Genomic DNA, 23,540 nt, shown 5'->3' on the forward strand with positions numbered 1-23,540 from the left:
CCATGTTTCGCCGATGACGGGGCTTGGCCCTTGTCACGACCAAAGTCAGCCTCCATGTTCAAAGATAAGCAGAAGACGAGAGAGCACCCTTGGCATGACCTCGACCACTTTGAACCTGACCGGAAAACTGCTGGTGGCGATGCCCGGCATGGGCGACCCGCGCTTTGCCCACGCGGTGATTTTTGTGACGGCCCATTCCGACGACGGGGCGATGGGATTGATGGTAAACAAACCTGCGCCAGACCTGAAGTTGTCGGATGTTTTGGACAAACTGGTCGAAGGAACGGCTTCTGTCGACGGCTCTCTGGGGGTGCGTATTGGCGGGCCGGTTGAGACGGGTCGCGGATTTGTCCTGCATTCGGGGGAGTATCGCTCCGCCATCGAAACGCTTGTGATTGATGATGATTTTGCGCTTACGGCGACCCTCGATGTGCTGGAAGATATCGCCGGAAACAAGGGGCCCAAAAAGGCATTGCTGATGTTGGGCTATGCCGGCTGGGGACCTAAGCAGCTTGAGGCTGAGATCGCCCAAAACGGCTGGCTGACCTGCGACGCAGAAACAGGATTGGTGTTCGACCTGCCGGACGCCAAGAAATGGAGCGCTGCGTTGCAGTCGATCGGGGTCGATCCCTTGGGATTATCGGCGGCGGCCGGGCGGGCGTAAATCAGGCGATCATCGCGGTGCTGCGGCCCTTTGCAACCGGTCATTGATGGCCCGGCCCAATCCATGTGCCGGGATCGGTGCAACAGCGATCGGCCGCTTTAGCGCATCCAGTTGGTGCAAAAACTCAAACAGGTTTGCCGCCGCCTCAACCAGGTCGGCGGTCTGCGACAGGTTCAGATCGCAGGCCATTGGCCCAAACCCAAGCAAAACTTCGTCTCCGTTGGCCTGAGCGGCATTCAACCGCACGGATGCGCCGGGCGCGTAATGCGAGGCCAACTGCCCCGGCGCAGTGATATCGGCATCGTTTGTGAGATCGAGGGGGTGACCAAGTGCCGCCTCAATCGCCTCTTGCGGCAGCCCACCGGCGCGCAGAAGAGTCGGTCTGGCACCCTGCAGCCCGACAATCGTACTTTCCAATCCAACGGAGCAAGGCCCGTCGTCCACTACGGCGGCGATGCGGCCACCAAGACCCGACAACACATGCGCCGCTGTTGTTGCGCTGATCCGGCCTGATGGGTTGGCCGACGGGGCCGCAACCGGGCCGCCGAATTCAGCAAGCAACTTACGTGCCAAGGCATGTGCGGGCACGCGCAGGGCGACCGTATCAAGGCCCGCTGTCACGAGGCCGGACAAACCGTGCCCTTCTTTGAGGGGCAGGACCAGTGTCAGCGGTCCGGGCCAAAAGGCGCTGGCGAGGATTTCGGCGGTGTCGGACCACTGAACATATGTCTGTATTGCGTCGGTATTGTGTAGGTGGACGATCAGTGGATTGAAGCTGGGCCGCCCCTTGGCCTCATAAATGGCCGCAACGGCGCGGCCATTCCGGGCATCGGCACCCAGGCCATAGACCGTTTCGGTTGGAAACGCGACAAGCTGGCCTTGTGCCAGCAACGCTGCCGCTTGGGAAATCCCGGCGGCATCTGGTTGCAAAATGATTGTTTCTTGGCTCATCTGATCCTCGTGACGCCGCGTTGTGGGTTGCGGGTGCTGGGCTGCCGTTTCATGCTGCGCTTGCGTACCGCACAGCCCTTATCAGGGCCAAGCCGGGCTTGCCAATCCCGGGTTCGATCTTTGAGGAGATGACAAATGCCATACCGTGCCGCCGTGGACGATTTTAACTTTCTGTTTGATCATGTCGTCGATTTCGCCACACTTCGGGAAACCGAACAATTTTCTGAAGCCACTGACGACGTGACCCGTGCAATCTTGTCCGAGGCGGGCAAGATGTGTGACGAGGTCCTGGCCCCCTTGCAACGCAATGGTGATCTGCATCCGGCGCGGTTGGAAAACGGTGTCGTGCGGACGTCGCCCGGGTTTGACGGTGGGTTTAAAGCCATTGCCGAGGGCGGCTGGATTGGGATGTCAGCAGATCCTGAATATGGCGGCATGGGGCTGCCGATGACGCTGACCTCTGCGGTAAATGAAATGATGTCGGGTGCGTGTCTGTCGCTGCAACTGGCCCCGCTCATGTCTCAGGGCCAGATTGAAGCGCTGGAACATCACGCCTCAGACGAGATTAAGGCGCTCTATCTGCCCAAGCTGATCAGCGGCGAATGGACCGGCACGATGAACCTGACCGAACCACAGGCCGGTTCAGACGTGGGCGCGCTGTCCTCCAAGGCCGAGGACAATGGCGATGGGACATATGCGGTCAGTGGTCAGAAGATTTACATCAGTTGGGGTGACAACGACTTTTCTGACAATGTCTGCCATCTGGTTTTGGCGCGCTTGCCGGGCGCACCGGCCGGCACCAAAGGGATCAGCTTGTTTCTGGTGCCAAAATTCCTGCCGGATGAAAACGGTGAACCGGGGCCGCGCAATGGTGTGAGCGTGGTCAGCCTTGAGCATAAAATGGGCCTGCACGGGTCCCCCACTGCCGTCATGCAATATGACAGTGCAAAAGGTTGGATGATCGGCAAGGAACAAGGCGGCATGGCGGCCATGTTTACCATGATGAACAATGCGCGACTGGGCGTTGGCGGACAGGGCATAGGTGCTGCCGAAGGGGCCTATCAAAAGGCATTGGAATACGCGTTGGAGCGCAAACAGGGCCGCGCAGGCGGAACCGGGACAATCGCTGAGCATGCCGATGTGCGCCGGATGCTGTTGACCATGAAGGCCGATGTGTTTGCGGCCCGGGCGATTGCGTTGTCGTGCGCCCATGCCATCGACATGGGGCAGGCCACGCAGGCCGAAAACTGGAAAGCGCGCGCTGCTTTCCTGACCCCGATTGCCAAGGCGTTCGGCACCGACACGGGTATTGCCGTGGCGGAAATGGGGGTGCAGGTGCATGGCGGCATGGGCTTTATCGAAGAAACAGGTGCAGCGCAGTTCAGCCGCGATGTGCGGGTGACTGCGATATATGAGGGCACCAATGGCATACAGGCAATGGATCTGGTCGCCCGCAAGATGATGGACGGCGGCGAGGCGGCCAATCTTTTGCTCGACGAAATCGAGACCGATGCCGAAGCTGCGCGCGAGGCGTTTCCCAAGATGGCCGACGCGGTCTGGCAAGCGTCGGAAACCCTGCGTGAGGCGACAGAATGGGTGACGGCGCAAGACGAAATGAATACCCGTTTTGCCGGGGCCGTGCCGTATCTGCGGGCCTTCGCGCGGGTGCTGGGCGGGCATCTGCACCTCAAAGCCGCAATGGCGGACAGGGGCGGCGCACGTGAAAAGCTGGCGCGTTTTTATATTCAGCGGTTGCTGCCTGAGCATATTGGACTTTTGGCGCACGCACAGGCGGGTGATGATGATTTGTTCGCTCTTACAGTCGATGAATTGGCCGCTTGATGGAGGATGCTGCACCACAAGGGCTGCGCTACCCTTGGGACATACCGCCGGAACACGGGGCAGAGGCCATCGAGGTAGCACCTGGTGTCCTCTGGCTGCGGTTTCCGCTGCCGATGAAGCTGGATCATGTGAACGTATATGCGCTGGATGAGGGCGATCACTGGACCATCATAGACACCGGTTTTGCATCGAAAAAATCCAAGGCACTATGGCACGATGCGATGGCGGGGCCGCTGGGGGGAAAGCCGATCAAACGGGTGGTGGTCACGCATCATCATCCCGATCACATTGGATTGGCTGGCTGGTTTCAAACTGAATTTGGCGCGGAACTGGTCACGACACGCACTGCATGGTTGACCGCCCGGATGCTGACGCTGGACGAACAGGAAGTCTCGCCTGCTGAATCGCTGAGTTTTTATCGGAAATCCGGGATGGATCGTGACCTGCTCGACAAGCGCACCACCGAACGCCCGTTCAATTTTGCCGATGTGGTCACCCCCTTGCCACTGGGGTACACCCGGATCAAGCAGGATGATCAGATTACCATGGGTGGGCGCGTCTGGGATGTTCATATTGGCAATGGCCATGCGCCTGAACACGCAACGTTCTGGAGCAGGGATGACAATCTGGTCATTGCAGGCGATCAGATTTTGCCGTCGATCAGCCCCAATGTCGGCGTCTATCCGACGGAACCAATGGCCGATCCGATTGGCGAATGGCTTGAGGCCTGCGAACGATTGGCCCCTTTGGCGCGGGCGGATCATCTGGTGCTGGGGGGGCACAAGCTGCCCTTTACAGGACTGCCGCGCCGGATGGAGCAATTGATCGACAACCATCATGGCGCATTGAAGCGGTTGCAGGATTTCATCGAAACTCCCAAATCGGCAACCGAATGTTTCCCGCCGCTGTTCAAAAGATCGATAGGTGAAGGCGAATATGGCCTTGCCTTGGTTGAAGCGGTCGCCCATTTGAGCCACCTTTATCAGACCGGCCACGCCACGCGCACATTGCGGGCGGCAGACGGTGCATGGGTGTATCAACGTAAAGGGTGATCAGATGGACGATGAGATCAGGACGGCGGCAGAAGCAGTTGAGGCAGATGCCCTGCCCAGAATGCATGAGGTTCATTCCGATCCCAAACAACGCAAGGCCACCGAACAGGCATTGCCAAAATGCGTCACTGACAAACCCCCCTCGCAGAAATCACCGGCGCAATGGGCCTATGAGCGGGTTGTCCTCTACCTCAAGAATTTCGAAGAACAACTGGACAATGAACATGAAGTCGCAATGGGATTCACCGGCGGCGATGCCGGTTTGCTGCGGATTGAAGGGATGGGGTATTTTGACCCTGATATCGTCACCTTCTATGGCACTGATCCAACGGGCGGGCGCACACAGCTTATTCAGCACGTCAGCCAGCTTGCCGTGATGCTGCGCGCGCTGCCCAAGCAGGTTGAAAATGCAGCGCCCAACCGCATTGGGTTCCGTTTGGTGGAAGATCTGGAAAACCCAGAGCCCTAGGCCGATGATACTGCGCCCCCTGGCCCCGCGACATCGTGACCACAATAGACAACGACTGCTTTGACGGCGTGACAGGATCATGCGAATAAGGTAATCAGCCGCAAACGCAAAACTTAAGGACCGACAGTTATGGCCGAACATGAACATGGCACCATGAATACCGATGTGCAGGAAAAGACCTTTGAAGGGTTTATGTCCTTTGTCACCAAGACAGTGATCCTGATTCTGGTCCTGCTAATTCTGATGGCGATGTTTATCCGCTAACCGGCTATTATCTAAGGAATTCCATTGTGAAGCGTCTCTTGATCGGTTTGGCCGCTGTTGGCTTTGTTGCGGGTTGCGGTGCCGTAGATAATTCACCAGACAGCGCGCCCGAGGCCGTTGCCGCTGCGGCATTCCGCGCGCCGGGACCCAAGACCCTCACAGTGTTCACGATGGTCAATAACCGGTCTGGCAGTGGCGGGCATACCGCGCTGATGGTCAAAGGATCGCAGACAGTGATTTTTGACCCCGCCGGATCATTCCGCGACCCCCGCGTGGTTGAACGCGGTGATGTGCTTTACGGGATGTCACCAAATTGGGTGCAGTCCTATCGATCTGCCCACGCGCGCAGCACCTACCATGTCGTCTCTCAGGAGATACCGGTCACAGATGAACAGGCTGAACGCGCGCTGCAATTGGTGACGTCCAATGGGGCGGTTCCGGCTGCCTATTGTGCAAATGCAACCACAGCTATCCTGCGCCAGATCAATGGGTTTAATGACATCGAACAGACATTTTACCCGGTTAAGTTCATGGAGCAGATATCGTCTTTGCCCGGTGTGAAGACCACCAAATACTATGAAAATGACGACGGTGATGTGATTGACGCGGTGCGTGCAGGCCAATTGGCCCTGTCACAATAAATAGAGCAGACCATAAAGTGTCGCTGCACCCGCGAGGATCGCAGCGATTACATTCTTGGTCCACAAACCCACCAGAAACGTAACGCAGGCCGCAGCAAGGCGTGCCGGGTCGGTCTGACCCCCCGTTGCAGCGGGCCACAGGACTTGCGGGGCCACCAGCGCAGGCAGGATCGCCACCGCCGTATAGCGCAGGTGCCGCAAGAGCCATGATGGCATGGCCCGGTCGCCGACCAGACCCGTGAACACAAAGCGCAAGAAAAAGCTGCCCAGACCCAGCCCGATGATCACAATCCAAAGGGTCGTTTTATCAATCATGATCGCGCGCCAGTGCGGCGCTCGGCCCAAACCTCGGCCTGTGCGCCAGCGATCATGCCTGAAACACCTGCGACGATGAGGCCCAGAGAATAAGGCATGTCCACAACCAGAAGGCTGACGATCACAGCGACAAATGCTGCAATCACATGGGCCAGAGTGCGAAACATAGGGGCGATCATTGCCAGAAAGGTGATTGGGATCGCAAAGTCCAAGGCCCAGGTTTCTGGCACCTGAGCCCCCAGCAATGCACCAACAAACGTGAAGATATACCAAAGCGGGACGACAGGCGTGACCGCACCAAAGAAATACGCGATCCGCTGCGGGATGGTCATATCAGGCGCGCGTTCATATTGGGCGATGGACACAACATAGGATTGATCGACCGTGAGATACGCCGCCAGCGCGCGCTGCCACAATGCGGCACCGCCGATCCATGGGGTCAAAGAGGCCGAATACATTGCCATGCGCAGATTTACAGCCAACGCCGAAGCCAGAACGATGATTGTTGGCGCTTCTTCCTGGAGAAGTTGCAGGGCAGTGAATTGTGCCGCACCTGCGATCACCACCACCGAAAAGGCCAGCGTTTCAAACACGCTCAAGCCTGCTTCGGTTGCGATCAGGCCAAAGAGCGTGGCAAAGGGGATGATCACCAGAATAAAGGGTGCCCCGTCGCCAATGCCTTTGAGATAGGCCGATTTCGGTGTGGTGATGCCCATGCGTTACCCTTAGATTACCGCCAAGTCGTAACGCCATCGCCGGGGGGATACAATTGGCCCAGGATCCAAATCTGTCGGACTACCTCATCGCGCCCGATCCGGGGAACGCGCGTCTGACCCGCGCCGTGCAGGGGATCGACCACACCGGGGCGCAGACCGAAATTCGTGTCGTCGAAGAACGCCCTATGACAATTTTCCTGAATGCTCAGGAAATTGTGACCGCCATGACAATCGGTGATTATCCCGCCTATCTGGCGCTCGGCTTTTTGCGCAATCAGGGCATGCTGCTGTCCGGCGAAGAGATTACGGGTGTGGACTATGATGAAGAGCTGGAAACGGTCGTGGTGCGGACCGCCCGCGCCACCGATTACGAAGACAAAATGCGCCGCAAAACCCGCACCAGCGGGTGTGCGGTTGGCACGGTTTTTGGCGATATGATGGAGGGGCTGGAGGGAGTGAACTTGCCTGCTACGCCTGTGCGCACCTCGTGGCTTTATGCCTTGTCTGCCAAGATCAACCGCACGCCCTCTCTGTATCTTGAGGCGGGCGCGATCCATGGCACAGTGCTTTGTAAAGGTGATAAGCCATTGGTTTATATGGAGGATGTCGGTCGCCATAACGCAGTGGACAAAATCGCAGGTTGGATGATGTCCGAAGGTGTCACTGCCAAAGACAAGATCCTTTATACCACCGGGCGGTTGACGTCTGAGATGGTGATCAAGACTGCGATGATGGGCATTCCAGTGCTTGCCTCACGGTCCGGCTTCACCGCCTGGGGGGTCGAAATCGCACAACAAGTCGGCCTGACCCTGATTGGCCGGATGAAAGGCAAGCGTTTCGTCTGCCTGGCAGGCGAGGACCGTCTGATCCGGGACGCCGACCCCGACGCAGTTGCGGATGAGCCGCGCAAATCCGGGCGCAAGGGGGCGGCATGAAACAACCTCTTGGTGTGATCCTCGCAGGCGGGCAAGCCACGCGCATGGGCGGCGGTGACAAAGGGTTGCTGCCTTTGGGCGGCGGCACATTGTTGTCTGCTGTCATATCGCGGCTGGCCCCGCAGGTTGCGGAACTTGCGCTGAACGCGAATGGCGACGCGGCCCGGTTCGCCGGGTTTGACCTGCCCGTTCTGCCCGATAGCATTGAAGGGTACGCGGGTCCGTTGGCGGGCGTTTTGGCGGGGCTTGATTGGGCCGCTAAACAAGGTGCAGACACGATCGTGACCGCAGCGGCAGACACACCGTTTTTCCCATGCGATCTGGTGCCACATCTGTTGCTGGCCAGCGAAGGCATGACCCACCCACTGGTGCTGGCTGCAACCCCGGATGCCAAACGTGGCACCGCGCGGCACCCGACATTCGGGCTTTGGCCCGTCGCTCTGCGCGATGATCTGCGCGCGGCGTTGCAAGGGGGGCTGCGCAAGGTTGTGCTGTGGACGGACCAGCATCATGGACGCATTGCGACGTTCCCTGATGAGGCTGCGTTCTTCAATGTGAATACGCCCGAAGACCTGACCAAAGCGGAGCAAATGCGATGAGAATCTATGGCGTGGTCGGGTGGAAAAACGCAGGAAAAACCGGGTTGATGGAGCGGCTGGTCACTGAAATAACCGGGCGCGGCATCAGCGTTTCAACCGTAAAACATGCGCACCATTCTTTCGACGTGGATCATGCGGGCAAGGACAGCCATCGGCATCGGGTTGCGGGGGCCACCGAAGTGCTGCTGTCGTCACGCAACCGGGTGGCGTTGATGCATGAGCTGCGTGATGATCAAGAACCAACGCTGGAGGAGCTGTTGGCCCGGCTCAGCCCTGTCGATCTGGTATTGATCGAAGGGTACAAACGTGATGCCCATCCCAAGATTGAAGCGCACCGTGCGGAAACTGGCAATTCGCTGATTGCGCCGGGGGATGACACGATCCTCGCCGTGGCCAGTGACGTGCCGCTTGATCTGGACCGTCCGGTGTTTGATCTGAATGACACAACCGCCATCGCAAACTTTATTCTGGCCGAGGTCGGGCTGTGATGGCCTTTGACACCATTCTTATGGTGGATTGGTCGGGTGGCAACGACCGGGGCAAGAAACCGGTGAAAGATGCGATCTGGGTTGCGGTGAACCGAGCTGGTGTGGCTGAGGAACCTGTCTATCTTCGAAACCGTCAGGTGGCCGGGATTTGGCTCGCAGAATTGTTTCGGGCAGAACTAGCTGTTGGCCGGAGGGTGTTGGCAGGTTTTGACTTTCCTTTTGGGTATCCACAAGGGTTTTGCCGCGCTGTCACCGGCAGTGAAGATCCCCTTGAGCTTTGGGATTGGTTCGAAGCGCGGATCGAGGACGCACCAGCCTCCAACAATCGTTTTGATCTAGCGGCCAAAATTAATGTGGCTTTGGGCGGTAGTACAGGGCCGTTCTGGGCCAATGGTTTGCAACGCGATATTGCGGGCCTGCCACGAACTAAGGCAAGCTATGAGAATCCGTTCCCCGAGAGGCGCGAGGCAGAGGCGCAGGCAAAGGGTGCTTTTACTTGCTGGCAGATGGCGGGCGCTGGCGCGGTTGGTTCACAGGTTTTCATGGGCCTGCCAGTGCTTTCACGGTTACGACGTGAATTTCCGGTGGCAGTTTGGCCGTTCGCAGCATTGGATGCCCCGATCGCTTTTGTTGAAATCTGGCCGTCGCTCACCGTCAAAGATGCGCAGGCGGGCATGATCAAAGACGCATGGCAGGTCGCGGAGGTGGCCCGGCAGGTATCGGCGCTGAGCGCTGAGAAGCTCGCCGAAATGCTGGATGTGCAGGCCCCAGAGGAGGGTTGGATTTTTGGACTTGGCTATGAGGATCTTCTGATGGCCCGTAAGGCACCGCCGCTCAGAAACGATTGTTTTGCGCTGCCGCCCGGCGTGCATTGGACCCCGGTTGACGAGGCATTGGCGCTGTTGCGAGATCGATTGCACCCGGTCACAGGTACAGAGCACGTTGCGATTGCTGAGGCATTGGGGCGGATCGCTGCTGATGATGTCACCGCCAACCGCGCGAACCCGCCGGCGGCCAATACCGCGGTCGATGGCTATGGCTTTGCCGGGGGCTGGGGGCCGGGTGCGCATGAACTGCCGCTTGTGTCAGGACGCGCAGCAGCTGGGGATGCGCCGCAAACGGTTGGAGACGGGCAAGCCATTCGCGTGCTGACCGGGGCCGCCCTGCCGGACGGTGTAGATACTGTAGTGCTGCAAGAAGATGTGGTGCTTGATGGTGGCAAGATACGTTTTTCAGGGCCGGTCAAAGCCGGTGCAAACACCCGGCAGGCGGGCGAAGATGTGATCAAGGGGCAGCAGATCCTGACCAAGGGACAGCGGATCAATGCCCCGGAACTGGCCTTGATGGCGGCAACGGGCGTGTCCAGCGTTCCTGTGCGAAACCGGCTGAAGGTTGGCATTCTGTCGACGGGCAGCGAACTGGTGAACCCGGGCGATCCAGTCAAGCAGAGCCAGATATTTGACGCCAACCGTCCAATGCTGTTGGCGATGGCAACGCAGTTTGGGCATCAGGCGGTCGATCTGGGCAAGGTGCCGGATGACCGCGAGGCATTGCGCGCGACCTTGGATCAGGCGGCAGGTGAGGTTGATGTGATCCTGACCAGCGGCGGGGCGTCGGCGGGGGATGAGGATCATGTGTCGGCCCTGTTGTCGCAATCCGGCGCAATGACCTTGTGGCGCATCGCGGTAAAGCCGGGGCGCCCTTTGGCGCTGGGCATGTGGGATGGCGCGCCGGTCTTTGGACTGCCCGGTAATCCGGTAGCTGCGTTGGTCTGTACCTTGATATTTGCGCGGCCCGCGATGGCACTGCTTGCTGGGGGGGATTGGTCGGAACCACAGGGGTTTGACATGCCCGCAGCGTTTGAGAAACGCAAGAAAGCCGGACGGCGCGAATACCTGCGGGCGCGGATGCGGGACGGCAAGGTCGAGGTTTTTGCCTCTGAGGGGTCAGGGCGGATCAGCGGATTAAGCTGGGCCGAGGGATTGGTTGACCTGCCTGAGCAAGCGCTGGATATCGCCCCGGGCGATTTGGTGCGTTTTATCCCTTACGCGAGTTTTGGCATTTGATGCACCGGTGATCTAAGTGGCTCTGGTCTTGATGCCATCCGCTGCCTTTGCAATGACCTACCAAAACTGTCAGCCGGGGGTCATATTCGGTTCCATCAGCGAGGCAGTATCTGGTTTCCGTTAATCAAATGTCCCTGCGCAGCGGCCAAGCAGCATGAACGCCCGCGCTGTGCGGGTGTCGGCAAGGGCGGATATTTCCCCGTCTGATGCGGTTTTTTCAAACTCGGCAAACGTACGATCAAATCGGCGCAGGAAGTGATGCGCCGCATCGCGGAAAATCGGGTCTTGCTTCATCCGGGCATTGGTGAGCGCCAAAGATGATCGGTCCCGAATACCGCCCAATGCTGCAATCGTGCGACCGCGCGCACCCTGGGCGAACTGGCGCCAAACCTCGGGACGGGCGCGGTCGGGCCGCAGGTCGTCCATGTAAATCCCGTCCTGGGACATCAAGGTCAGCACATCCTGAGCGGCCTGAATCAACTGCGAGGCCGAACGGTCCTTGAGCGCGCGCCGCAGTGAGGTGAAGCCCACTTCATCTTCTGCCGTTTCGGGAAAATTCAACGCGCGGATAAAGTCATCGGTGGCCAGCACAGGGGCCATATCAATGGCCTGCGTGCCCAGTGCAAGCGCGGGCTGGTCATCTGCAACAGAATGATCGGCCTTGATCACCGGGCGGGCATTTTCATCGCGTCGGCTTTGGAAAATCGCCAAAGCGGTCTCTGTCTTTTTCGCAGCGGCGGCGATTTCATCAAGTTTACGCGCCACAGAGGGTTCAGACCGCAAGCTGCCGCCTTGCTGCTGGGCAATATAGGTCTGTCGGATTGCATCAATGGCGGCCTGTAACCTCTGGCTTTCCTCGCGCATCACACGGCTGGCGCGGGCGGCGATTGCAGCAACCCAGATCATTGCGACCGGCATGAAAATCGCCAGCATCGTCATTAGGAACCGCAGTCCACCTGACCCGTCATCGGGATTGCTGTTGTTGGGGATCAACACAAAAAAGAGCGCAGAACCCAGCAGCCAAACGATGCTGAGCGCAAGAGCGATCACCTCGATGCCCGTGACGACATCCGGTTTTGTCTTGTCGTAGATGCCCAGTGGTGTCGGTCTGGACGCGACACTTGAGGCTTTGGCCTTGGCAATACGCGGGTCCTGCACCGGCCCATCATTGGGTCGGGTGTCCGGTCTGGTCTCTGGCTGCGGTGTGTCAGTCATGCCTGAACCCCCTTTCAGGCGTAAACGATTTTGAGGACCTCATAGGATTTTTCGCCCCCCGGCGTGCGAACAGTCACTGAATCGCCTTCTTCCTTGCCAATCAGCGCGCGCGCGATCGGGGACTTGATGTTAAGCAGACCGTTTTCGATCTTGGCCTCGTATTCGCCCACAATCTGATAGGTCTTTTCTTCATCCGTCTCTTCGTCCACCAAAGTCACAAGCGCGCCAAATTTGATCGCCCCGGACAGCTTGGCAGGGTCAATGACATCGGCCAGAGAAATGGCACCCTCCAGCTCTTTCACGCGGCCTTCGATGAACGACTGCTTTTCCTTGGCGGAATGGTATTCTGCATTTTCAGACAGGTCGCCGTGTTCGCGCGCTTCTGCGATTGCCTTGATGATGGCCGGGCGTTCCACGGATTTCAGGTGCTTGAGTTCGGTCTCAAGTGCAGTATGCCCCTGCCGGGTCATTGGTATCTTTTCCATGGGCAGTCCGTCCACGTAATGAGGGCCGCGCCCCGGTTTGATTGCGGGGGCGGCCGAATTGAAATTGCTTGGTAATTACCTGACCTAAACTGGCACAGGATTGCAAGGGGCAAGGCTGTCCTTGTCGGCGATGCTTGGCCAACTGGTGCCGCGTCAATCGTATTGAACTACCTCATATTCGATGCCGTCATCGTCGTGAAAATAGAACCTGCGCCCAGGTTCATAATCGGCGTGGTTGCCTGTTACAAAGCCATGTTGCTTGATCGCCCGCTCGGTTGCATCAAGATCGTCAACAACGACCGCGATATGGTTGAGACCGCCCGTCACCTCATAGCTGGTGTATTTTGGTTTCGTTGCATCACCCGGTGTATAAAGCGCCACATAATGCGTGTCGGTCCCCACATGTTTTGAATGTCCGCCAGCAATGGCGTTGCCTTCCCAGCGGATATGCCAGCCAAATAGTTTTTGCATCCAATCGGCGGTCGCCGCAGGGTCAGATACAGTATAGTTTGCGTGTTCAAGTTGCGCAGTCATGATGATTTCCTTTGAGTATTTATGTTGACTGCCTGTTGTGATAATTCCTGAACCTAACTTTAGGTCAAGGTATTTGTGAGGCATTATGGCAATTAATGATGGGCTCTCTATTGGTGCACTGGCGGCGCGCACGGGCTTGGCAGTTTCGGCGATCCGGTACTACGAAGCGCAAGGGCTGATCAAACCTTGGCGCAACAGCGGGGGACAGCGGCGGTTTGAACGCGCCGATCTGCGCCGCCTCAGTTTTGTGATGATCGCGCAGCAGTTTGGATTCACCCTGCCACAGATCAAAGCAGAACTGGACCGATTGCCGGGCGGGCGCACGCCGACGAAAGCAGATTGGGCGCGGATCAGCGAAGGGTTTCGCGCAGCATTGGATCAGCGGATCACGACGCTGACCAAATTACGCGATAATCTGGATGGTTGTATCGGCTGCGGGTGTTTGAGCCTTGAGGCCTGCGCGCTTTATAATCCGACCGACAAAGCGCATAAAAAAGGGCAGGGGCCGCGGTATTTGATGGGTGACAGCCCCGATCCCTGACGCCACGTCGAAGTCACAAAACATTCCAGACTGTGCATAAGCGTGATTTGACTTAAGGCCGTTTTCAGTGATGATTATCTCAGAGAAGGGGTTCTCTTAGAGGTGTGTAATGCGCAAGGTTCTTAGCGTAGTAACCGTGTTTGCACTTGGTCTGGCTGTCTGGTTAAGCGGCGATGCAGCAGCCGATGATATCAGCGACGCGCGTGTCATTGTGACTGCCAAGGCGAATACGATCAAGAAATGGCAATACCCGCCACGGGTGATTGTGGTGCATGATCGACCCGTGGATCGGACTGCTTTTGCAGACGTGACTGATTTCATCTCATCCACAACCGGGCTGGCGCTTGAGCCGCCAACCTTTGTAGAAATGACCGGTCACGACACGCGGTTCTACACCGCCTCACGCTATGCGCCACGCACAACCGGACCCGGAAGGATGACCTCTGATCTGCTGATCGCACAACAGGAAGATCTGAGCCTGACTGCCAATATTTTTGTATTCATGGTCTCGCCACCTGTCGCGTCGCATTTTATTGCACTCACGCTTTACGGTCGGTCCTCGGCCAACTTGCCGCGCGCCTATGTGCAGGGGTCAGGTCCGTGTTATTTCAATGTGTTGTCCAATGCGGTCAGCATTCATTTCGGCACGATCCTGATTGCACCTGACATTGACCCGGCGATGCAGCGGGCCTGCATCTATGAGGAAATGGTGCAAGCCATGGGGTTGATGAATGACGCGGAAAACTCAGCGTTTTTCACCTTTGACAATCTTGCTGAAGACAAACCGCGTGACTACGACCGCAGATTGTTGTCGGCGCTTTATGACGACCAGATCACCAATGGTGACGATGTCGAAAAAGTCCTGAGCCTCTACGCAGCCAGGCAATAAAAAGACAGCTCGCGTTGAAACGAGACGTTGTGTCGCGATTGCATTGGATCGCTGCGTAGTCTAGCCATTTCAGAACGAATTTTGCCCGAAGGGAGCGCCTGATATGGCTGAGATTGAACGCGAAGCGATGGAATATGACGTGGTGATCGTTGGTGCAGGTCCGGCGGGATTGTCTGCGGCGATCCGGCTCAAACAACTGGACCCCGATTGCAACGTTGTTGTGCTTGAGAAAGGCTCCGAAGTTGGCGCGCATATTTTGTCGGGTGCGGTTCTGGACCCCTGCGGCATTGATGCGTTGATCCCGGATTGGAAGGAAAAAGGTGCTCCAATCACGGTCCCGGTCCGGAAAGACAATTTCTATATGTTGGGTGAGGCCGGTCAGCTGCGCATCCCCAATTTCCCAATGCCGCCACTGATGAACAACCACGGCAATTATATCGTTTCGATGGGCAATGTGTGCCGTTGGATGGCCGAACAGGCAGAAGCGCTGGGCGTTGAGATTTTCCCCGGTATGGCCTGTTCCGAGCTGGTCTATGGCGACAAGGGCGAAGTCAAAGGGGTTGTTGCCGGCGTCTTTGGTCTTGAGGCTGATGGCAGCTATGGCGAGAACACTGAGCCGGGGATGGAATTGCACGGCAAATACGTTTTCCTGTCCGAGGGCGTGCGCGGGTCACTGTCTAAACAGGTGATCGCGAAATACGGGTTGGACGACGGCAAAGAGCCACAAAAATATGGCCTTGGCATGAAGGAAATCTGGGAGATTGACCCGGCTAAGCACAGCGAAGGCACTGTGACGCATACGATGGGCTGGCCATTGAACAGCAACGCAGGCGGCGGGTCTTTCATTTATCATCTTGAGAACAATCAGGTCTATGTCGGTTTCGTGGTGCACCTGGGGTATAAGAACCCGCATCTGTTCCCTTACATGGAATTCCAGCGTTTCAAACATCATCCGATGGTTGCCGAACTGCTGAAGGGTGGCAAGCGCGTGGCCTATGGCGCGCGTGCGATCACCGAAGGGGGCTATCAATCCATGCCCAAAATGGTGGCACCTGGTGTTGCGCTGCTGGGCTGCTCAGTGGGCATGGTCAACGTGCCGCGCATCAAGGGCAACCACAATGCAATGCTGTCTGGCAAGGCCGCAGCAGAGGCGGCAATGGCCGCGATCAAGGCCGATCGTTCAGGCGATGAATTGAGCGATTACGAAGCGGACGTGCGCGGCGGTGCCATCGGTGCAGATTTGAAAAAAGTGCGGAACGTCAAACCTTTGTGGAGCAAATATGGCCTGACAGCATCCTTGGTATTGGGTGGTATCGACATGTGGACCAACACGCTGGGCTTTAGCCTGATGGGCACGCTGAAGCATGGCAAATCCGATGCCGAAGCCACCGAAGAAGCAAGCAAGCACAAGGTCATCGACTATCCCAAACCCGATGGCAAACTATCGTTTGACCGCCTGACCAATGTTGCCTTCAGCTTTACCAATCACGAGGAAAGCCAGCCCGCGCATCTGACGCTAAAAGATGCTTCCATTCCGGTGGAATTCAATCTGCCGAAGTATGCAGGCCCCTCGGCGCGCTATTGCCCGGCGGGGGTCTATGAATTTGTGGAAGAAGCGGGCAAGGACACGCGGTTTGTGATCAACTTTCAAAACTGTGTGCATTGCAAAACCTGCGACATCAAAGACCCGGCGCAGAACATCGTCTGGACCACCCCTCAAGGTGGCGATGGGCCGAACTATCCGAACATGTAGAGAGAAAAAGGCGGGCGTTGCCCACCTTTTCCATTCGCGGTCTTTCGCCGAATTTCTGTCACAGGCGCGTCACCCTTAAAGCGTTGCCATTGCGCTTGGGAACAGACCTGATACCTTTGTAAAAAAGCGATAGAGGTCGGGTTTTCATGTTTCGAAATGTAATCGGTCTGGCGACTGCGATAGCGATAACAATGTCGGTTTCGCCGCCGGTCCATGCGCAAACAGCGGCGGGTTCCTATCTTGCAGGTCGCTATGCGAGCGCGCGCAGCGACTATAGCGAAGCAGCCCGGTATTACACCCAGGCGCTGGCGCGCGATCCCGGCAATGTCGAACTGCTGGAAAGCACAGCGCTTTCCTATCTGTCGCTGGGTAAGATTGACAAAGCTTTGCCTCTGGCACGCGCGCTTGAAGAAAAAGGCCAGCGCAGCCAGGTGGCGCATCTGGTGATTATTGCTGGCCTTGGCCAGCAAGAAGATTTTGCCGCCCTGTTGGCGCGAGACATTGATAACGAGGGCGTTGGCCCATGGGTTGATGGATTGATTAAAGCCTGGGCGCACATGGGTGCAGGTGATGTGACCTCTGCGATGGCTGCTTTTGATGCGCTAAGCAACGAAGCCGGAATGCGGGGCATTGTGATGTACCACAAGGCCTCTGCACTCGCGAGCGTGGGCGATTATGAAGGGGCCGAGGCGATCTTTGGTGCCGAAGACACCGGTGCGGCAAACCAGACGCGGCGCGGCGTCATGGCGCGTATCGAAGTTCTGGCGCAACTGGATCGCCGTGAAGACGCGTTGGCCCTGTTGCGCGACAGCTTTGGCGACGCCACCGATCCTGAACTGGATCAGGTGATCGCAGCCCTTGAGGGCGATGGGCCTGTGCCTTTCACCCATGTAAGGGACGCCAAAGAGGGCATGGCAGAGGTGTTTTTTACCTTTGCTGCAGTCCTCAAGAACGAGGCGGCAGCAGATTATTACGTATTGCTGTTTTCGCGCATCGCGCGGTACCTGCGCCCGGACCACATTGATGCCTTGCTGCTGTCCGCAGGCCTGCTGGAGAGCCTTGAACAATACGATCTGGCAATTGACGAATATAAATCCATTCCGGCAGATCACCCCGTCTATCACGCGGCTGAACTGGGCCGCGCAGATGCACTGCGCCGGGCCGGTAAGGATGATCAGGCCATCGAGGTCTTGGAACAACTGGCCCGCAGCCATGGCGATTTGCCTGCCGTGCATTCGACATTGGGTGACGTCCTGCGCAGCCAGGAAGACTTTGCTGGCGCGATCATCGCCTATGACAAGGCAATTGACCTGTCCACAGAAGGGGCCCGCGCCCGCTGGGTTCTGTATTATTCGCGCGGAATTGCATACGAGCGGTCAGGCAAGGGCAAAGAATCCGAAGATGATTTTCGCGCGGCATTGGCCCTGAATCCTGAACAGCCGCAGGTCCTGAACTATCTTGGCTATTCGCTGGTTGAACAGCAACGCAATCTGGATGAAGCGCTGGATATGATCGAGCGTGCCGTCGCAGCAAGCCCAAATTCCGGGTACATCGTGGATTCATTGGGCTGGGTGCTGTACCGGCTGGGCCGCTACGACGAGGCCGTGGAGCAGATGGAGCGCGCGGTTGAACTGGTCGCAGTTGATCCGGTGGTAAATGATCATTTGGGCGACGTTTATTGGGCTGTTGGCCGCCTGCGCGAAGCAGAATTTCAATGGAGCCGTGCCCTGTCGTTCATCAAAGAGGACGATACCGATACCGAAGCAGACCCTGATCGCATTCGCCGCAAGATTGAGGTTGGACTCGATGTGGTGTTGGAGGAAGAAGGCGCGCCCCCATTGAAGGTCAGCAATGGCAACTGAGCGTTCCAATGTCTGAACCCATCAAGTCGGTTACCGTTTTTGCCCCTGCAAAGATCAATCTAACGCTTCACGTCACAGGTCAACGCGCGGATGGCTACCATTTGCTCGACTCTTTGGTGGTTTTTGCCTCAGTCGGTGATCGCATTTCTGTGCAAGAGGGCACTTCGCTGTCGATCACGGCTGAAGGACCCGAGGCGGCGGCGGTGCCGTCAGACATGAACAATCTCGTGCTCAAGATCGCAACGCTTTTCCCGGATATGCCGGGCGCGTCATTCCTGCTGACCAAGAACCTGCCGGTGGCCTCTGGAATTGGGGGGGGATCGGCGGATGCGGCCGCCGCCTTTAGGGGCTTGATGGCGCACCGGAGCGGCGGTGTTGTGGATGCGGAAATCTATGACCCGCAGCACACGCCATTTGCAGAAAAACTGCTGAAACTGGGGGCTGATATTCCGGTGTGCCTGCGCTCGGTGCCGACGCGCATGCGGGGTGTCGGTGAGATACTGGAACCTGTCCCCAACCTGCCACAGCTGTTCGCGGTTCTCGTCAATCCGCGTGTGCATGTATCAACGCCGGAAGTTTTTGCAGCCTTGGAAGCCAAAGAGAATGCGCAGATGCCGCCGCAAATTCCAACATTCTCCAGTGCGCAGGATTTTATCTTGTGGCTGTCAACGCAGCGCAATGATCTGCAAGACCCGGCACGCCGACTGGTTCCAGAAATAGACGCGGTTATCGCGGAACTGGATGCTTGCCCTGAGTGCCTTTTGTCGCGCATGTCTGGGTCAGGCGCGACCTGTTTTGGTCTCTTTACCAGTCTTTCAGATGCGGAACGTGCGTCGAGCGACATCTCCAAGCGTTACCCAAACTGGTGGGTAAAACCCGTCAAATTGGGCAGTATGGACAAGGCTGCTCTGCCAGAGCTTAATTGATCCGGCTGACCACATAGTCCGCCAGATCGGATAACATGTCCCTCACCTCATGATCAGGAAGGCCGTCCAGCGCGGCGCGTGCCTTGCGCGCCCAGGCCAATGCGTCATCTTGCGTCTGGGTAAGTGCGCCGTGCTTTTGAAGTAGCGCCAATGCCTGCTCCAGATCGCCGTCCTCCTGACGCCCTCTTTCAATGGTGCGGGTCCAGAACGCACGTTCCTCTGCATCTGCTTTGGCAACGGCTTTGATCACCGGCAGCGTCAGTTTGCGTTCGCGAAAATCGTCACCGACGTTCTTGCCAATGGCCGTTGAATGCCCCTGGTAATCTAGCAGATCGTCGACAATCTGGAACGCCACACCCAGCGCATCACCATAGTCAAAAAGCGCCTTTACATGGGCTTCCGGTGCGCCGGCAATCACACCGCCGACTTCGGTCGCGGCTGAGAATAGGGCCGCAGTTTTGCCGCGTACAACCTGAAGATAGATACCCTCATCTGTTGCCAGATTCTGTGCTGCGGTAAGTTGCAGCACCTCACCCTCGGCAATCGTCGCAGAGGCATTGGACAAAATGCGCAGCACGTCCAACGAGCCGGTTTCCGTCATCAACTGAAAGCTGCGCGAAAACAGGTAATCGCCGACCAGCACCGATGATTTGTTGTCCCACAAAAGGTTCGCCGTCGGGCGGCCCCGGCGCTGTGCGCTTTCGTCCACAACGTCATCATGCAGCAGTGTTGCAGTATGAATGAACTCGACCGTAGCGGCCAAATGCACGTGGTAGGGGCCTTCATAGCCACACATCCGCGCCGCAGCCAACGTCAGCATCGGCCGCAGGCGCTTGCCACCTGCGTCGACCAAATGCGCTGTCACCTCAGGAATACGCGGCGCATGTTTTGATGCCATGCGGTCCCGAATGATATCAGCAACCGCAGCCAGATCATCGACGAGATACGCCGCCAATCGGTCATGAGGTTTATGCGCGCTGTCGTTTTTCATAAACGTGATTCCACCCAAGGCTCGACAAATCGGCCAGACTGGCCCACATCTCTGATATGAAGGAACTTTTGCGCAGCCCAGACATGACCATCATCGCCTTTGCAACCGCCCTTCTCAAGGGCGAGGATATAGACTGCTTTGAAATGGACGTAAACATGAGCGTGCTCGAAGGCGGCATCGGAATTTTCCCGCGTCGGTTGATGGTGCGTCCCGATGACCACAGCGCGGCGGTAAAAGTCATGCTCGATAATGACATCCCGTTGGGCATGTGAGCGGGTATCGCGACAGCGAATTGACGCATGACGCGTTTCTGGGCGGTCAACTGCATCTGCTTCAGCCGCGCCAGGGCTACCGTGCGGGCGTTGATGCGGTGCTGCTGGCGGCCTGCGTTCAGGCCGAAGCAGGGCAATCTGTACTGGAACTTGGTTGCGGTGTGGGAGCGGCGATCCTGTGCCTCAATGCGCGGATCCCCGGGCTGACATTAACAGGGGTCGAAGTGCTGCCTCAAAATGCCGCACTGGCACGGCGCAACGGTGGTGCCGCATTGGAGGTTGTGACAGCAGACCTTGCGGATATGCCCCTGCATGTGCGGCAGCGGCAGTTTGATCATGTGCTTGCAAACCCACCGTATTTTGATCGGGCCGCATCGGTATCATCAAATGATCCCACCCGGGAGGCGGCACATGGCGAACACACCCCTTTGCACAAGTGGGTCAAGACCGCCGGCAAACGTCTGGCACCCAAGGGACGTGCCTATTTCATTCACCGCGCAGAACGCCTGCCTGACCTGATCCGTGCGCTGCCGCCTGATCTGGGTTCCGTCGAAGTGTTGCCCCTGGCACCCCGAGAAGGGCGGCGCGCCGAATTGATCATACTGCGCGCCCGCAAAAACGGCCGCGCCGCGTTTCGGCTGCTGAACACCTTTGTCATGCATCAGGGTGCTGCGCACGGCGAGGATGGCGATACATATGTTCCTGCATTGCGTGCTGTTCTGCGGGACGGTGCAGCGCTGGAGTTTTAGGCAATTTTAGGCATTTGTTTACCATCTGTCGCGTTATGCTGCGGGGCAGCGTGACACAAACTGAAAAGTGTGGTGAACTTGAATTCCACACTTTCATCAAGGAGGATTATATGGCTCTCAACGGACATCTGGAGACCCTCAAGCGCAAGCATTCGGCAATAAGTGAGGCGGTCGAAAACGCCCAACGCGCACCCGGAGTGGACGATCTGGAAGTTGCGACGATGAAAAAAGAAAAATTGCGCCTGAAAGAGGAAATCACGCGCCTATCGAACTGACCAACGGTTTTTATTTGGAAAAGCTGGCGCGTGCTGCAATCGCGGCACCGCCGGTGATCAGCAGAGCAGCCCACAGCAGAAGATAGCTGGGCGCGGCGACGCCTGCAATGACGAGGACCAGAGTGGACAGCAAGGGTGCCGCATAGGAAGCGGTGCCTAAAAGCTGTATATCACCCTGCTTTACCCCAATATCCCAGACATAAAAGGCAAGGCCAACCGGGCCAAGGCCAAGGCCGGCGATCGCAGCCCAGCCCAATGCCGTGGCGGGCAGCACGGTTTCTTCCCAGATCAGATGCAGTGGCAGTGACAGGGCCGCGGAGGCGAGGCAGAATACGGCAACCGACGCTGTAGGGATTTCACCGACGCTTCGGGATAAGACCGAATAGCCAGACCAGGTAACTGCGCATAGCCCGGCTAGCGCATAGCCCGGCAAGTGTTGGCCAGAGAAACCTGTGCCGCCGCCCGTGATGATCAGCGCAGCACCCGCAAAGCCCAACAGGGCACCGAAGACATGGCCTTTGCGCAACGTCTCGCCGGGCAGCAGGCCAGAAAACAAGACGATCAGCAACGGCCAGAGATACGCGATCAACCCCGCCTCGGCCGCAGGCGCAATTCGCAGCGCCGAAAAATATAGGGCGTGGTAGCCAAACAGGCCCAATGTGCCAATGAGGTAGACGCGCAACGGCACGCTGCGCAGACTGGAAAGCGCGCCGGTCGCTGCGGCCCAGATCAGGCCCAGCGTACCACCCAGACCAAAGCACAAGGTGTTGAGCAGGAACGGTGGTGTCGGGGCCGAGCCCACCGTAAAGAGCGCCAGCAGCGCCCATAAAAGCACAGCGCAAAATCCAACAGCGGTGGCACGGCGACGAGTCATTTCGAGGGGGGATCCAACAGGTCAAAGCTTTGGGCAATATGTGCCGTTTTTTCAATTTCCCGCAAGATCCATGTCCTGAACGCCTGAACCTGAGGTCGCGTTTCTGTGCCTTCGGGACATAAGAACCGGAACCGCGCCCCCGTCGGCAGTGCCTTTGGAAAGGGGGCCATCAACCGCCCGTCTGCGAGGTCCTTGATCACCAATGCGCGGCGGCCCAGTGCCACCCCGACACCTGCGAGCGCGGCATCAATGGCATGGTCGCCCTGAGAAAAACGCGGACCGGTATTTGGCATGACGTCGATATCCATGGCGCGAAACCACGTGGGCCAATCGATCGGCGGATCAAGAAAATCTATCGATTCGTCGACAATCAAAACCGCATCGGCAAGGCTTTGTGGTGTTGGGTACTTCCGCGCCATTTCCGGGGTCATGACGGGCACAACCCATTCGTCCGCCAAAGGTAAAGAGTATAGTCCGGGATCTGGACCCAGACCAAAACGAATAGCAACATCAATACTGTCACGGTTGAAATCCATGATCCGCAAAGACGCGGAAAACCGCAGCTCTATGTCCGGATGTGATTGGGCAAAATCAAACAAGCGCGGTGCCAGCCATTTGGCGGTGAACGCGGGGCCAGCCGTCACCGTGAGGGTTTGATGATCCTGCAGGCGCTGCGCGGCGCGCCAACCGGCTGCAAGCGCCTGAAATCCGTCCGATGCCGCAGGGGCCAGGGCGCGTCCTGCCTCTGTCAGTTCAACGGCGCGGTTGAGCCGCCGGAATAAGGGCGCACCTAAATGTTCCTCAAGCGATTTGATCTGAAAGCTGAGCGCAGCGGGCGTCACGTGCAATTCTGCTGCGGCCAAAGCAAACGACATATGGCGTGCAGCGGCGTCAAAGGCACGTAAAGCGGTAAGCGGGGGCAAACGGTCCGTCATGTTCAGTTAAGTACAGCTTAACTGAAGGTATGAAAAGTCTCGTTTGTCAGACTGCGGCAGAACGCCCATGTTGAGGGCAAGACAACACACGCTGATCCAGCACCCGAAAGGAAATGACCATGTTTGAAGCAACCACAAATCCCGCCGCCCGCCGTGCCTTTGATGCCGCCCACGCCGAACGCGGACGCGCAATGGCAAATGTGTGGAGCTGGCTGTTCGCACCTACATCCCGCTGAA

27 protein-coding genes are annotated in these 23,540 nt (G+C 57.7%); 18 read left to right on the top strand and 9 right to left on the bottom strand.

Annotated features, from left to right (window positions below; translation table 11 throughout):
- The first annotated feature begins 94 nt into the window (after window positions 1-94).
- Complete coding sequence (locus tag C1J02_RS03380) at window positions 95-664, top strand: YqgE/AlgH family protein (RefSeq protein ID WP_114877159.1); 570 nt, start codon at window positions 95-97, stop codon at window positions 662-664.
- Window positions 665-673: 9 nt separating this feature from the next.
- On the opposite strand, the gene C1J02_RS03385 is transcribed toward C1J02_RS03380, so the two are convergent.
- Window positions 674-1,615, bottom strand: a complete 942-nt coding sequence (locus C1J02_RS03385) for an L-threonylcarbamoyladenylate synthase (protein WP_114877160.1) — start codon at window positions 1,613-1,615, stop codon at window positions 674-676.
- 135 nt (window positions 1,616-1,750) lie between these two features.
- Between C1J02_RS03385 and C1J02_RS03390 the strand changes: the two genes are divergently transcribed.
- From C1J02_RS03390 to C1J02_RS03410, 5 genes are all read left to right on the top strand, one after another.
- Window positions 1,751-3,457, top strand: a complete 1,707-nt coding sequence (locus C1J02_RS03390; protein ID WP_114877161.1) for an acyl-CoA dehydrogenase — start codon at window positions 1,751-1,753, stop codon at window positions 3,455-3,457.
- Window positions 3,457-4,509 carry an MBL fold metallo-hydrolase gene (locus C1J02_RS03395; RefSeq protein WP_114877162.1) on the top strand — a complete coding sequence of 351 codons (1,053 nt, stop codon included), beginning with the start codon at window positions 3,457-3,459 and terminating at the stop codon, window positions 4,507-4,509. Before C1J02_RS03390 ends, C1J02_RS03395 begins: the two co-directional genes overlap by 1 nt.
- 4 nt (window positions 4,510-4,513) lie before the next feature.
- A complete protein-coding gene (locus C1J02_RS03400; protein WP_114877163.1) occupies window positions 4,514-4,978 on the top strand; it encodes a DUF6173 family protein in 465 nt (154 codons plus the stop codon).
- Window positions 4,979-5,107: 129 nt separating this feature from the next.
- Window positions 5,108-5,242: an aa3-type cytochrome c oxidase subunit IV gene (locus C1J02_RS03405; protein WP_114877164.1), complete on the top strand. Its 135-nt coding sequence runs from the start codon at window positions 5,108-5,110 to the stop codon at window positions 5,240-5,242.
- A gap of 26 nt (window positions 5,243-5,268) precedes the next feature.
- Complete coding sequence (locus tag C1J02_RS03410) at window positions 5,269-5,883, top strand: hypothetical protein (protein WP_114877165.1); 615 nt, start codon at window positions 5,269-5,271, stop codon at window positions 5,881-5,883.
- Here the strand turns inward: C1J02_RS03410 and C1J02_RS03415 are convergent.
- Window positions 5,875-6,198 (bottom strand): AzlD domain-containing protein, encoded by a 324-nt coding sequence (locus C1J02_RS03415; protein WP_114877166.1) that lies wholly within the window; start codon window positions 6,196-6,198, stop codon window positions 5,875-5,877. The genes C1J02_RS03410 and C1J02_RS03415 overlap by 9 nt on opposite strands.
- A complete protein-coding gene (locus tag C1J02_RS03420) occupies window positions 6,195-6,914 on the bottom strand; it encodes an AzlC family ABC transporter permease (protein WP_114877167.1) in 720 nt (239 codons plus the stop codon). The genes C1J02_RS03415 and C1J02_RS03420 overlap by 4 nt, the downstream gene beginning before the upstream one ends.
- Window positions 6,915-6,961: 47 nt before the next feature.
- Between C1J02_RS03420 and C1J02_RS03425 the strand changes: the two genes are divergently transcribed.
- Genes C1J02_RS03425 through glp form a run of 4 tightly spaced genes read left to right on the top strand, consistent with a single transcriptional unit; the run spans window position 6,962 to window position 11,002 of the window.
- Window positions 6,962-7,849 (top strand): formate dehydrogenase accessory sulfurtransferase FdhD, encoded by an 888-nt coding sequence (locus tag C1J02_RS03425; protein ID WP_114877168.1) that lies wholly within the window; start codon window positions 6,962-6,964, stop codon window positions 7,847-7,849.
- Window positions 7,846-8,448, top strand: coding sequence for a molybdenum cofactor guanylyltransferase MobA (gene mobA / locus C1J02_RS03430; protein ID WP_114877170.1), 603 nt, complete (start codon window positions 7,846-7,848; stop codon window positions 8,446-8,448). Before C1J02_RS03425 ends, mobA begins: the two co-directional genes overlap by 4 nt.
- Window positions 8,445-8,936: a molybdopterin-guanine dinucleotide biosynthesis protein B gene (gene mobB, locus C1J02_RS03435; protein WP_114877172.1), complete on the top strand. Its 492-nt coding sequence runs from the start codon at window positions 8,445-8,447 to the stop codon at window positions 8,934-8,936. The genes mobA and mobB overlap by 4 nt, the downstream gene beginning before the upstream one ends.
- A complete protein-coding gene (gene glp / locus C1J02_RS03440) occupies window positions 8,936-11,002 on the top strand; it encodes a gephyrin-like molybdotransferase Glp (RefSeq protein ID WP_114877174.1) in 2,067 nt (688 codons plus the stop codon). The genes mobB and glp overlap by 1 nt, the downstream gene beginning before the upstream one ends.
- A gap of 120 nt (window positions 11,003-11,122) precedes the next feature.
- On the opposite strand, the gene C1J02_RS03445 is transcribed toward glp, so the two are convergent.
- From C1J02_RS03445 to C1J02_RS03455, 3 genes are all read right to left on the bottom strand, one after another.
- Entirely contained in the window at window positions 11,123-12,217 is a 1,095-nt protein-coding gene (locus C1J02_RS03445) for a hypothetical protein (protein ID WP_254693193.1), read from the bottom strand.
- A 14-nt stretch (window positions 12,218-12,231) separates the two neighbouring features.
- Window positions 12,232-12,702 (bottom strand): transcription elongation factor GreA, encoded by a 471-nt coding sequence (gene greA / locus C1J02_RS03450; RefSeq protein WP_114877176.1) that lies wholly within the window; start codon window positions 12,700-12,702, stop codon window positions 12,232-12,234.
- Between the two features lie 153 nt (window positions 12,703-12,855).
- Window positions 12,856-13,236, bottom strand: a complete 381-nt coding sequence (locus tag C1J02_RS03455) for a VOC family protein (protein WP_114880345.1) — start codon at window positions 13,234-13,236, stop codon at window positions 12,856-12,858.
- Between the two features lie 85 nt (window positions 13,237-13,321).
- On the opposite strand from C1J02_RS03455, the gene soxR reads away from it, so the two are divergent.
- The 5 genes from soxR to C1J02_RS03480 all read left to right on the top strand — a co-directional run bounded on the left by soxR (window position 13,322) and on the right by C1J02_RS03480 (window position 19,207).
- Window positions 13,322-13,777, top strand: coding sequence for a redox-sensitive transcriptional activator SoxR (gene soxR, locus C1J02_RS03460; RefSeq protein WP_114877178.1), 456 nt, complete (start codon window positions 13,322-13,324; stop codon window positions 13,775-13,777).
- Window positions 13,778-13,886: 109 nt separating this feature from the next.
- Window positions 13,887-14,666 (top strand): DUF2927 domain-containing protein, encoded by a 780-nt coding sequence (locus C1J02_RS03465; protein ID WP_114877180.1) that lies wholly within the window; start codon window positions 13,887-13,889, stop codon window positions 14,664-14,666.
- A gap of 103 nt (window positions 14,667-14,769) precedes the next feature.
- Complete coding sequence (locus C1J02_RS03470) at window positions 14,770-16,419, top strand: electron transfer flavoprotein-ubiquinone oxidoreductase (RefSeq protein WP_114877182.1); 1,650 nt, start codon at window positions 14,770-14,772, stop codon at window positions 16,417-16,419.
- 146 nt (window positions 16,420-16,565) lie between these two features.
- Window positions 16,566-18,281 (top strand): tetratricopeptide repeat protein, encoded by a 1,716-nt coding sequence (locus C1J02_RS03475; protein ID WP_114877184.1) that lies wholly within the window; start codon window positions 16,566-16,568, stop codon window positions 18,279-18,281.
- Window positions 18,282-18,289: 8 nt separating this feature from the next.
- Window positions 18,290-19,207 carry a 4-(cytidine 5'-diphospho)-2-C-methyl-D-erythritol kinase gene (locus C1J02_RS03480; protein ID WP_114877186.1) on the top strand — a complete coding sequence of 306 codons (918 nt, stop codon included), beginning with the start codon at window positions 18,290-18,292 and terminating at the stop codon, window positions 19,205-19,207.
- Here C1J02_RS03480 and C1J02_RS03485 read toward each other — a convergent pair.
- Complete coding sequence (locus C1J02_RS03485; RefSeq protein WP_114877188.1) at window positions 19,200-20,198, bottom strand: polyprenyl synthetase family protein; 999 nt, start codon at window positions 20,196-20,198, stop codon at window positions 19,200-19,202. The two genes, C1J02_RS03480 and C1J02_RS03485, sit on opposite strands and share 8 nt — an antisense overlap.
- A gap of 56 nt (window positions 20,199-20,254) precedes the next feature.
- Here C1J02_RS03485 and C1J02_RS03490 point away from each other — a divergent pair, with 56 nt between their 5' ends.
- From C1J02_RS03490 to C1J02_RS03500, 3 genes are all read left to right on the top strand, one after another.
- Window positions 20,255-20,470: a DUF2007 domain-containing protein gene (locus C1J02_RS03490; protein WP_114877190.1), complete on the top strand. Its 216-nt coding sequence runs from the start codon at window positions 20,255-20,257 to the stop codon at window positions 20,468-20,470.
- A complete protein-coding gene (locus C1J02_RS03495) occupies window positions 20,467-21,219 on the top strand; it encodes a tRNA1(Val) (adenine(37)-N6)-methyltransferase (protein ID WP_114877192.1) in 753 nt (250 codons plus the stop codon). Before C1J02_RS03490 ends, C1J02_RS03495 begins: the two co-directional genes overlap by 4 nt.
- A 110-nt stretch (window positions 21,220-21,329) precedes the next feature.
- A complete protein-coding gene (locus C1J02_RS03500) occupies window positions 21,330-21,494 on the top strand; it encodes a YdcH family protein (protein WP_114880346.1) in 165 nt (54 codons plus the stop codon).
- A gap of 10 nt (window positions 21,495-21,504) precedes the next feature.
- Here C1J02_RS03500 and C1J02_RS03505 read toward each other — a convergent pair whose 3' ends face one another.
- Both C1J02_RS03505 and C1J02_RS03510 read right to left on the bottom strand, forming a co-directional pair.
- On the bottom strand, window positions 21,505-22,368 hold the full coding sequence (locus C1J02_RS03505; RefSeq protein WP_114877194.1) for a DMT family transporter: 864 nt from the start codon (window positions 22,366-22,368) through the stop codon (window positions 21,505-21,507).
- Window positions 22,365-23,303 carry a transcriptional regulator GcvA gene (locus tag C1J02_RS03510; RefSeq protein WP_114877196.1) on the bottom strand — a complete coding sequence of 313 codons (939 nt, stop codon included), beginning with the start codon at window positions 23,301-23,303 and terminating at the stop codon, window positions 22,365-22,367. The genes C1J02_RS03505 and C1J02_RS03510 overlap by 4 nt, the downstream gene beginning before the upstream one ends.
- Window positions 23,304-23,540 lie beyond the last annotated feature (237 nt).

This window comes from Sulfitobacter sp. SK011 (assembly GCF_003352065.1).
Taxonomy (GTDB): Bacteria; Pseudomonadota; Alphaproteobacteria; order Rhodobacterales; family Rhodobacteraceae; genus Sulfitobacter.

Bases quoted from the DNA above. Each gene is read 5' to 3' on its own strand.
- C1J02_RS03380 (WP_114877159.1), top strand. From the start codon at position 95: ATGACCTCGACCACTTTGAACCTGACCGGAAAACTGCTGGTGGCGATG.
- C1J02_RS03385 (WP_114877160.1), bottom strand. From the start codon at position 1,615: ATGAGCCAAGAAACAATCATTTTGCAACCAGATGCCGCCGGGATTTCC.
- C1J02_RS03390 (WP_114877161.1), top strand. From the start codon at position 1,751: ATGCCATACCGTGCCGCCGTGGACGATTTTAACTTTCTGTTTGATCAT.
- C1J02_RS03395 (WP_114877162.1), top strand. From the start codon at position 3,457: ATGGAGGATGCTGCACCACAAGGGCTGCGCTACCCTTGGGACATACCG.
- C1J02_RS03400 (WP_114877163.1), top strand. From the start codon at position 4,514: ATGGACGATGAGATCAGGACGGCGGCAGAAGCAGTTGAGGCAGATGCC.
- C1J02_RS03405 (WP_114877164.1), top strand. From the start codon at position 5,108: ATGGCCGAACATGAACATGGCACCATGAATACCGATGTGCAGGAAAAG.
- C1J02_RS03415 (WP_114877166.1), bottom strand. From the start codon at position 6,198: ATGATTGATAAAACGACCCTTTGGATTGTGATCATCGGGCTGGGTCTG.
- C1J02_RS03420 (WP_114877167.1), bottom strand. From the start codon at position 6,914: ATGGGCATCACCACACCGAAATCGGCCTATCTCAAAGGCATTGGCGAC.
- mobA (WP_114877170.1), top strand. From the start codon at position 7,846: ATGAAACAACCTCTTGGTGTGATCCTCGCAGGCGGGCAAGCCACGCGC.
- mobB (WP_114877172.1), top strand. From the start codon at position 8,445: ATGAGAATCTATGGCGTGGTCGGGTGGAAAAACGCAGGAAAAACCGGG.
- glp (WP_114877174.1), top strand. From the start codon at position 8,936: ATGGCCTTTGACACCATTCTTATGGTGGATTGGTCGGGTGGCAACGAC.
- C1J02_RS03445 (WP_254693193.1), bottom strand. From the start codon at position 12,217: ATGACTGACACACCGCAGCCAGAGACCAGACCGGACACCCGACCCAAT.
- greA (WP_114877176.1), bottom strand. From the start codon at position 12,702: ATGGAAAAGATACCAATGACCCGGCAGGGGCATACTGCACTTGAGACC.
- C1J02_RS03455 (WP_114880345.1), bottom strand. From the start codon at position 13,236: ATGACTGCGCAACTTGAACACGCAAACTATACTGTATCTGACCCTGCG.
- soxR (WP_114877178.1), top strand. From the start codon at position 13,322: ATGGCAATTAATGATGGGCTCTCTATTGGTGCACTGGCGGCGCGCACG.
- C1J02_RS03465 (WP_114877180.1), top strand. From the start codon at position 13,887: ATGCGCAAGGTTCTTAGCGTAGTAACCGTGTTTGCACTTGGTCTGGCT.
- C1J02_RS03470 (WP_114877182.1), top strand. From the start codon at position 14,770: ATGGCTGAGATTGAACGCGAAGCGATGGAATATGACGTGGTGATCGTT.
- C1J02_RS03475 (WP_114877184.1), top strand. From the start codon at position 16,566: ATGTTTCGAAATGTAATCGGTCTGGCGACTGCGATAGCGATAACAATG.
- C1J02_RS03480 (WP_114877186.1), top strand. From the start codon at position 18,290: ATGTCTGAACCCATCAAGTCGGTTACCGTTTTTGCCCCTGCAAAGATC.
- C1J02_RS03485 (WP_114877188.1), bottom strand. From the start codon at position 20,198: ATGAAAAACGACAGCGCGCATAAACCTCATGACCGATTGGCGGCGTAT.
- C1J02_RS03490 (WP_114877190.1), top strand. From the start codon at position 20,255: ATGAAGGAACTTTTGCGCAGCCCAGACATGACCATCATCGCCTTTGCA.
- C1J02_RS03500 (WP_114880346.1), top strand. From the start codon at position 21,330: ATGGCTCTCAACGGACATCTGGAGACCCTCAAGCGCAAGCATTCGGCA.
- C1J02_RS03505 (WP_114877194.1), bottom strand. From the start codon at position 22,368: ATGACTCGTCGCCGTGCCACCGCTGTTGGATTTTGCGCTGTGCTTTTA.
- C1J02_RS03510 (WP_114877196.1), bottom strand. From the start codon at position 23,303: ATGACGGACCGTTTGCCCCCGCTTACCGCTTTACGTGCCTTTGACGCC.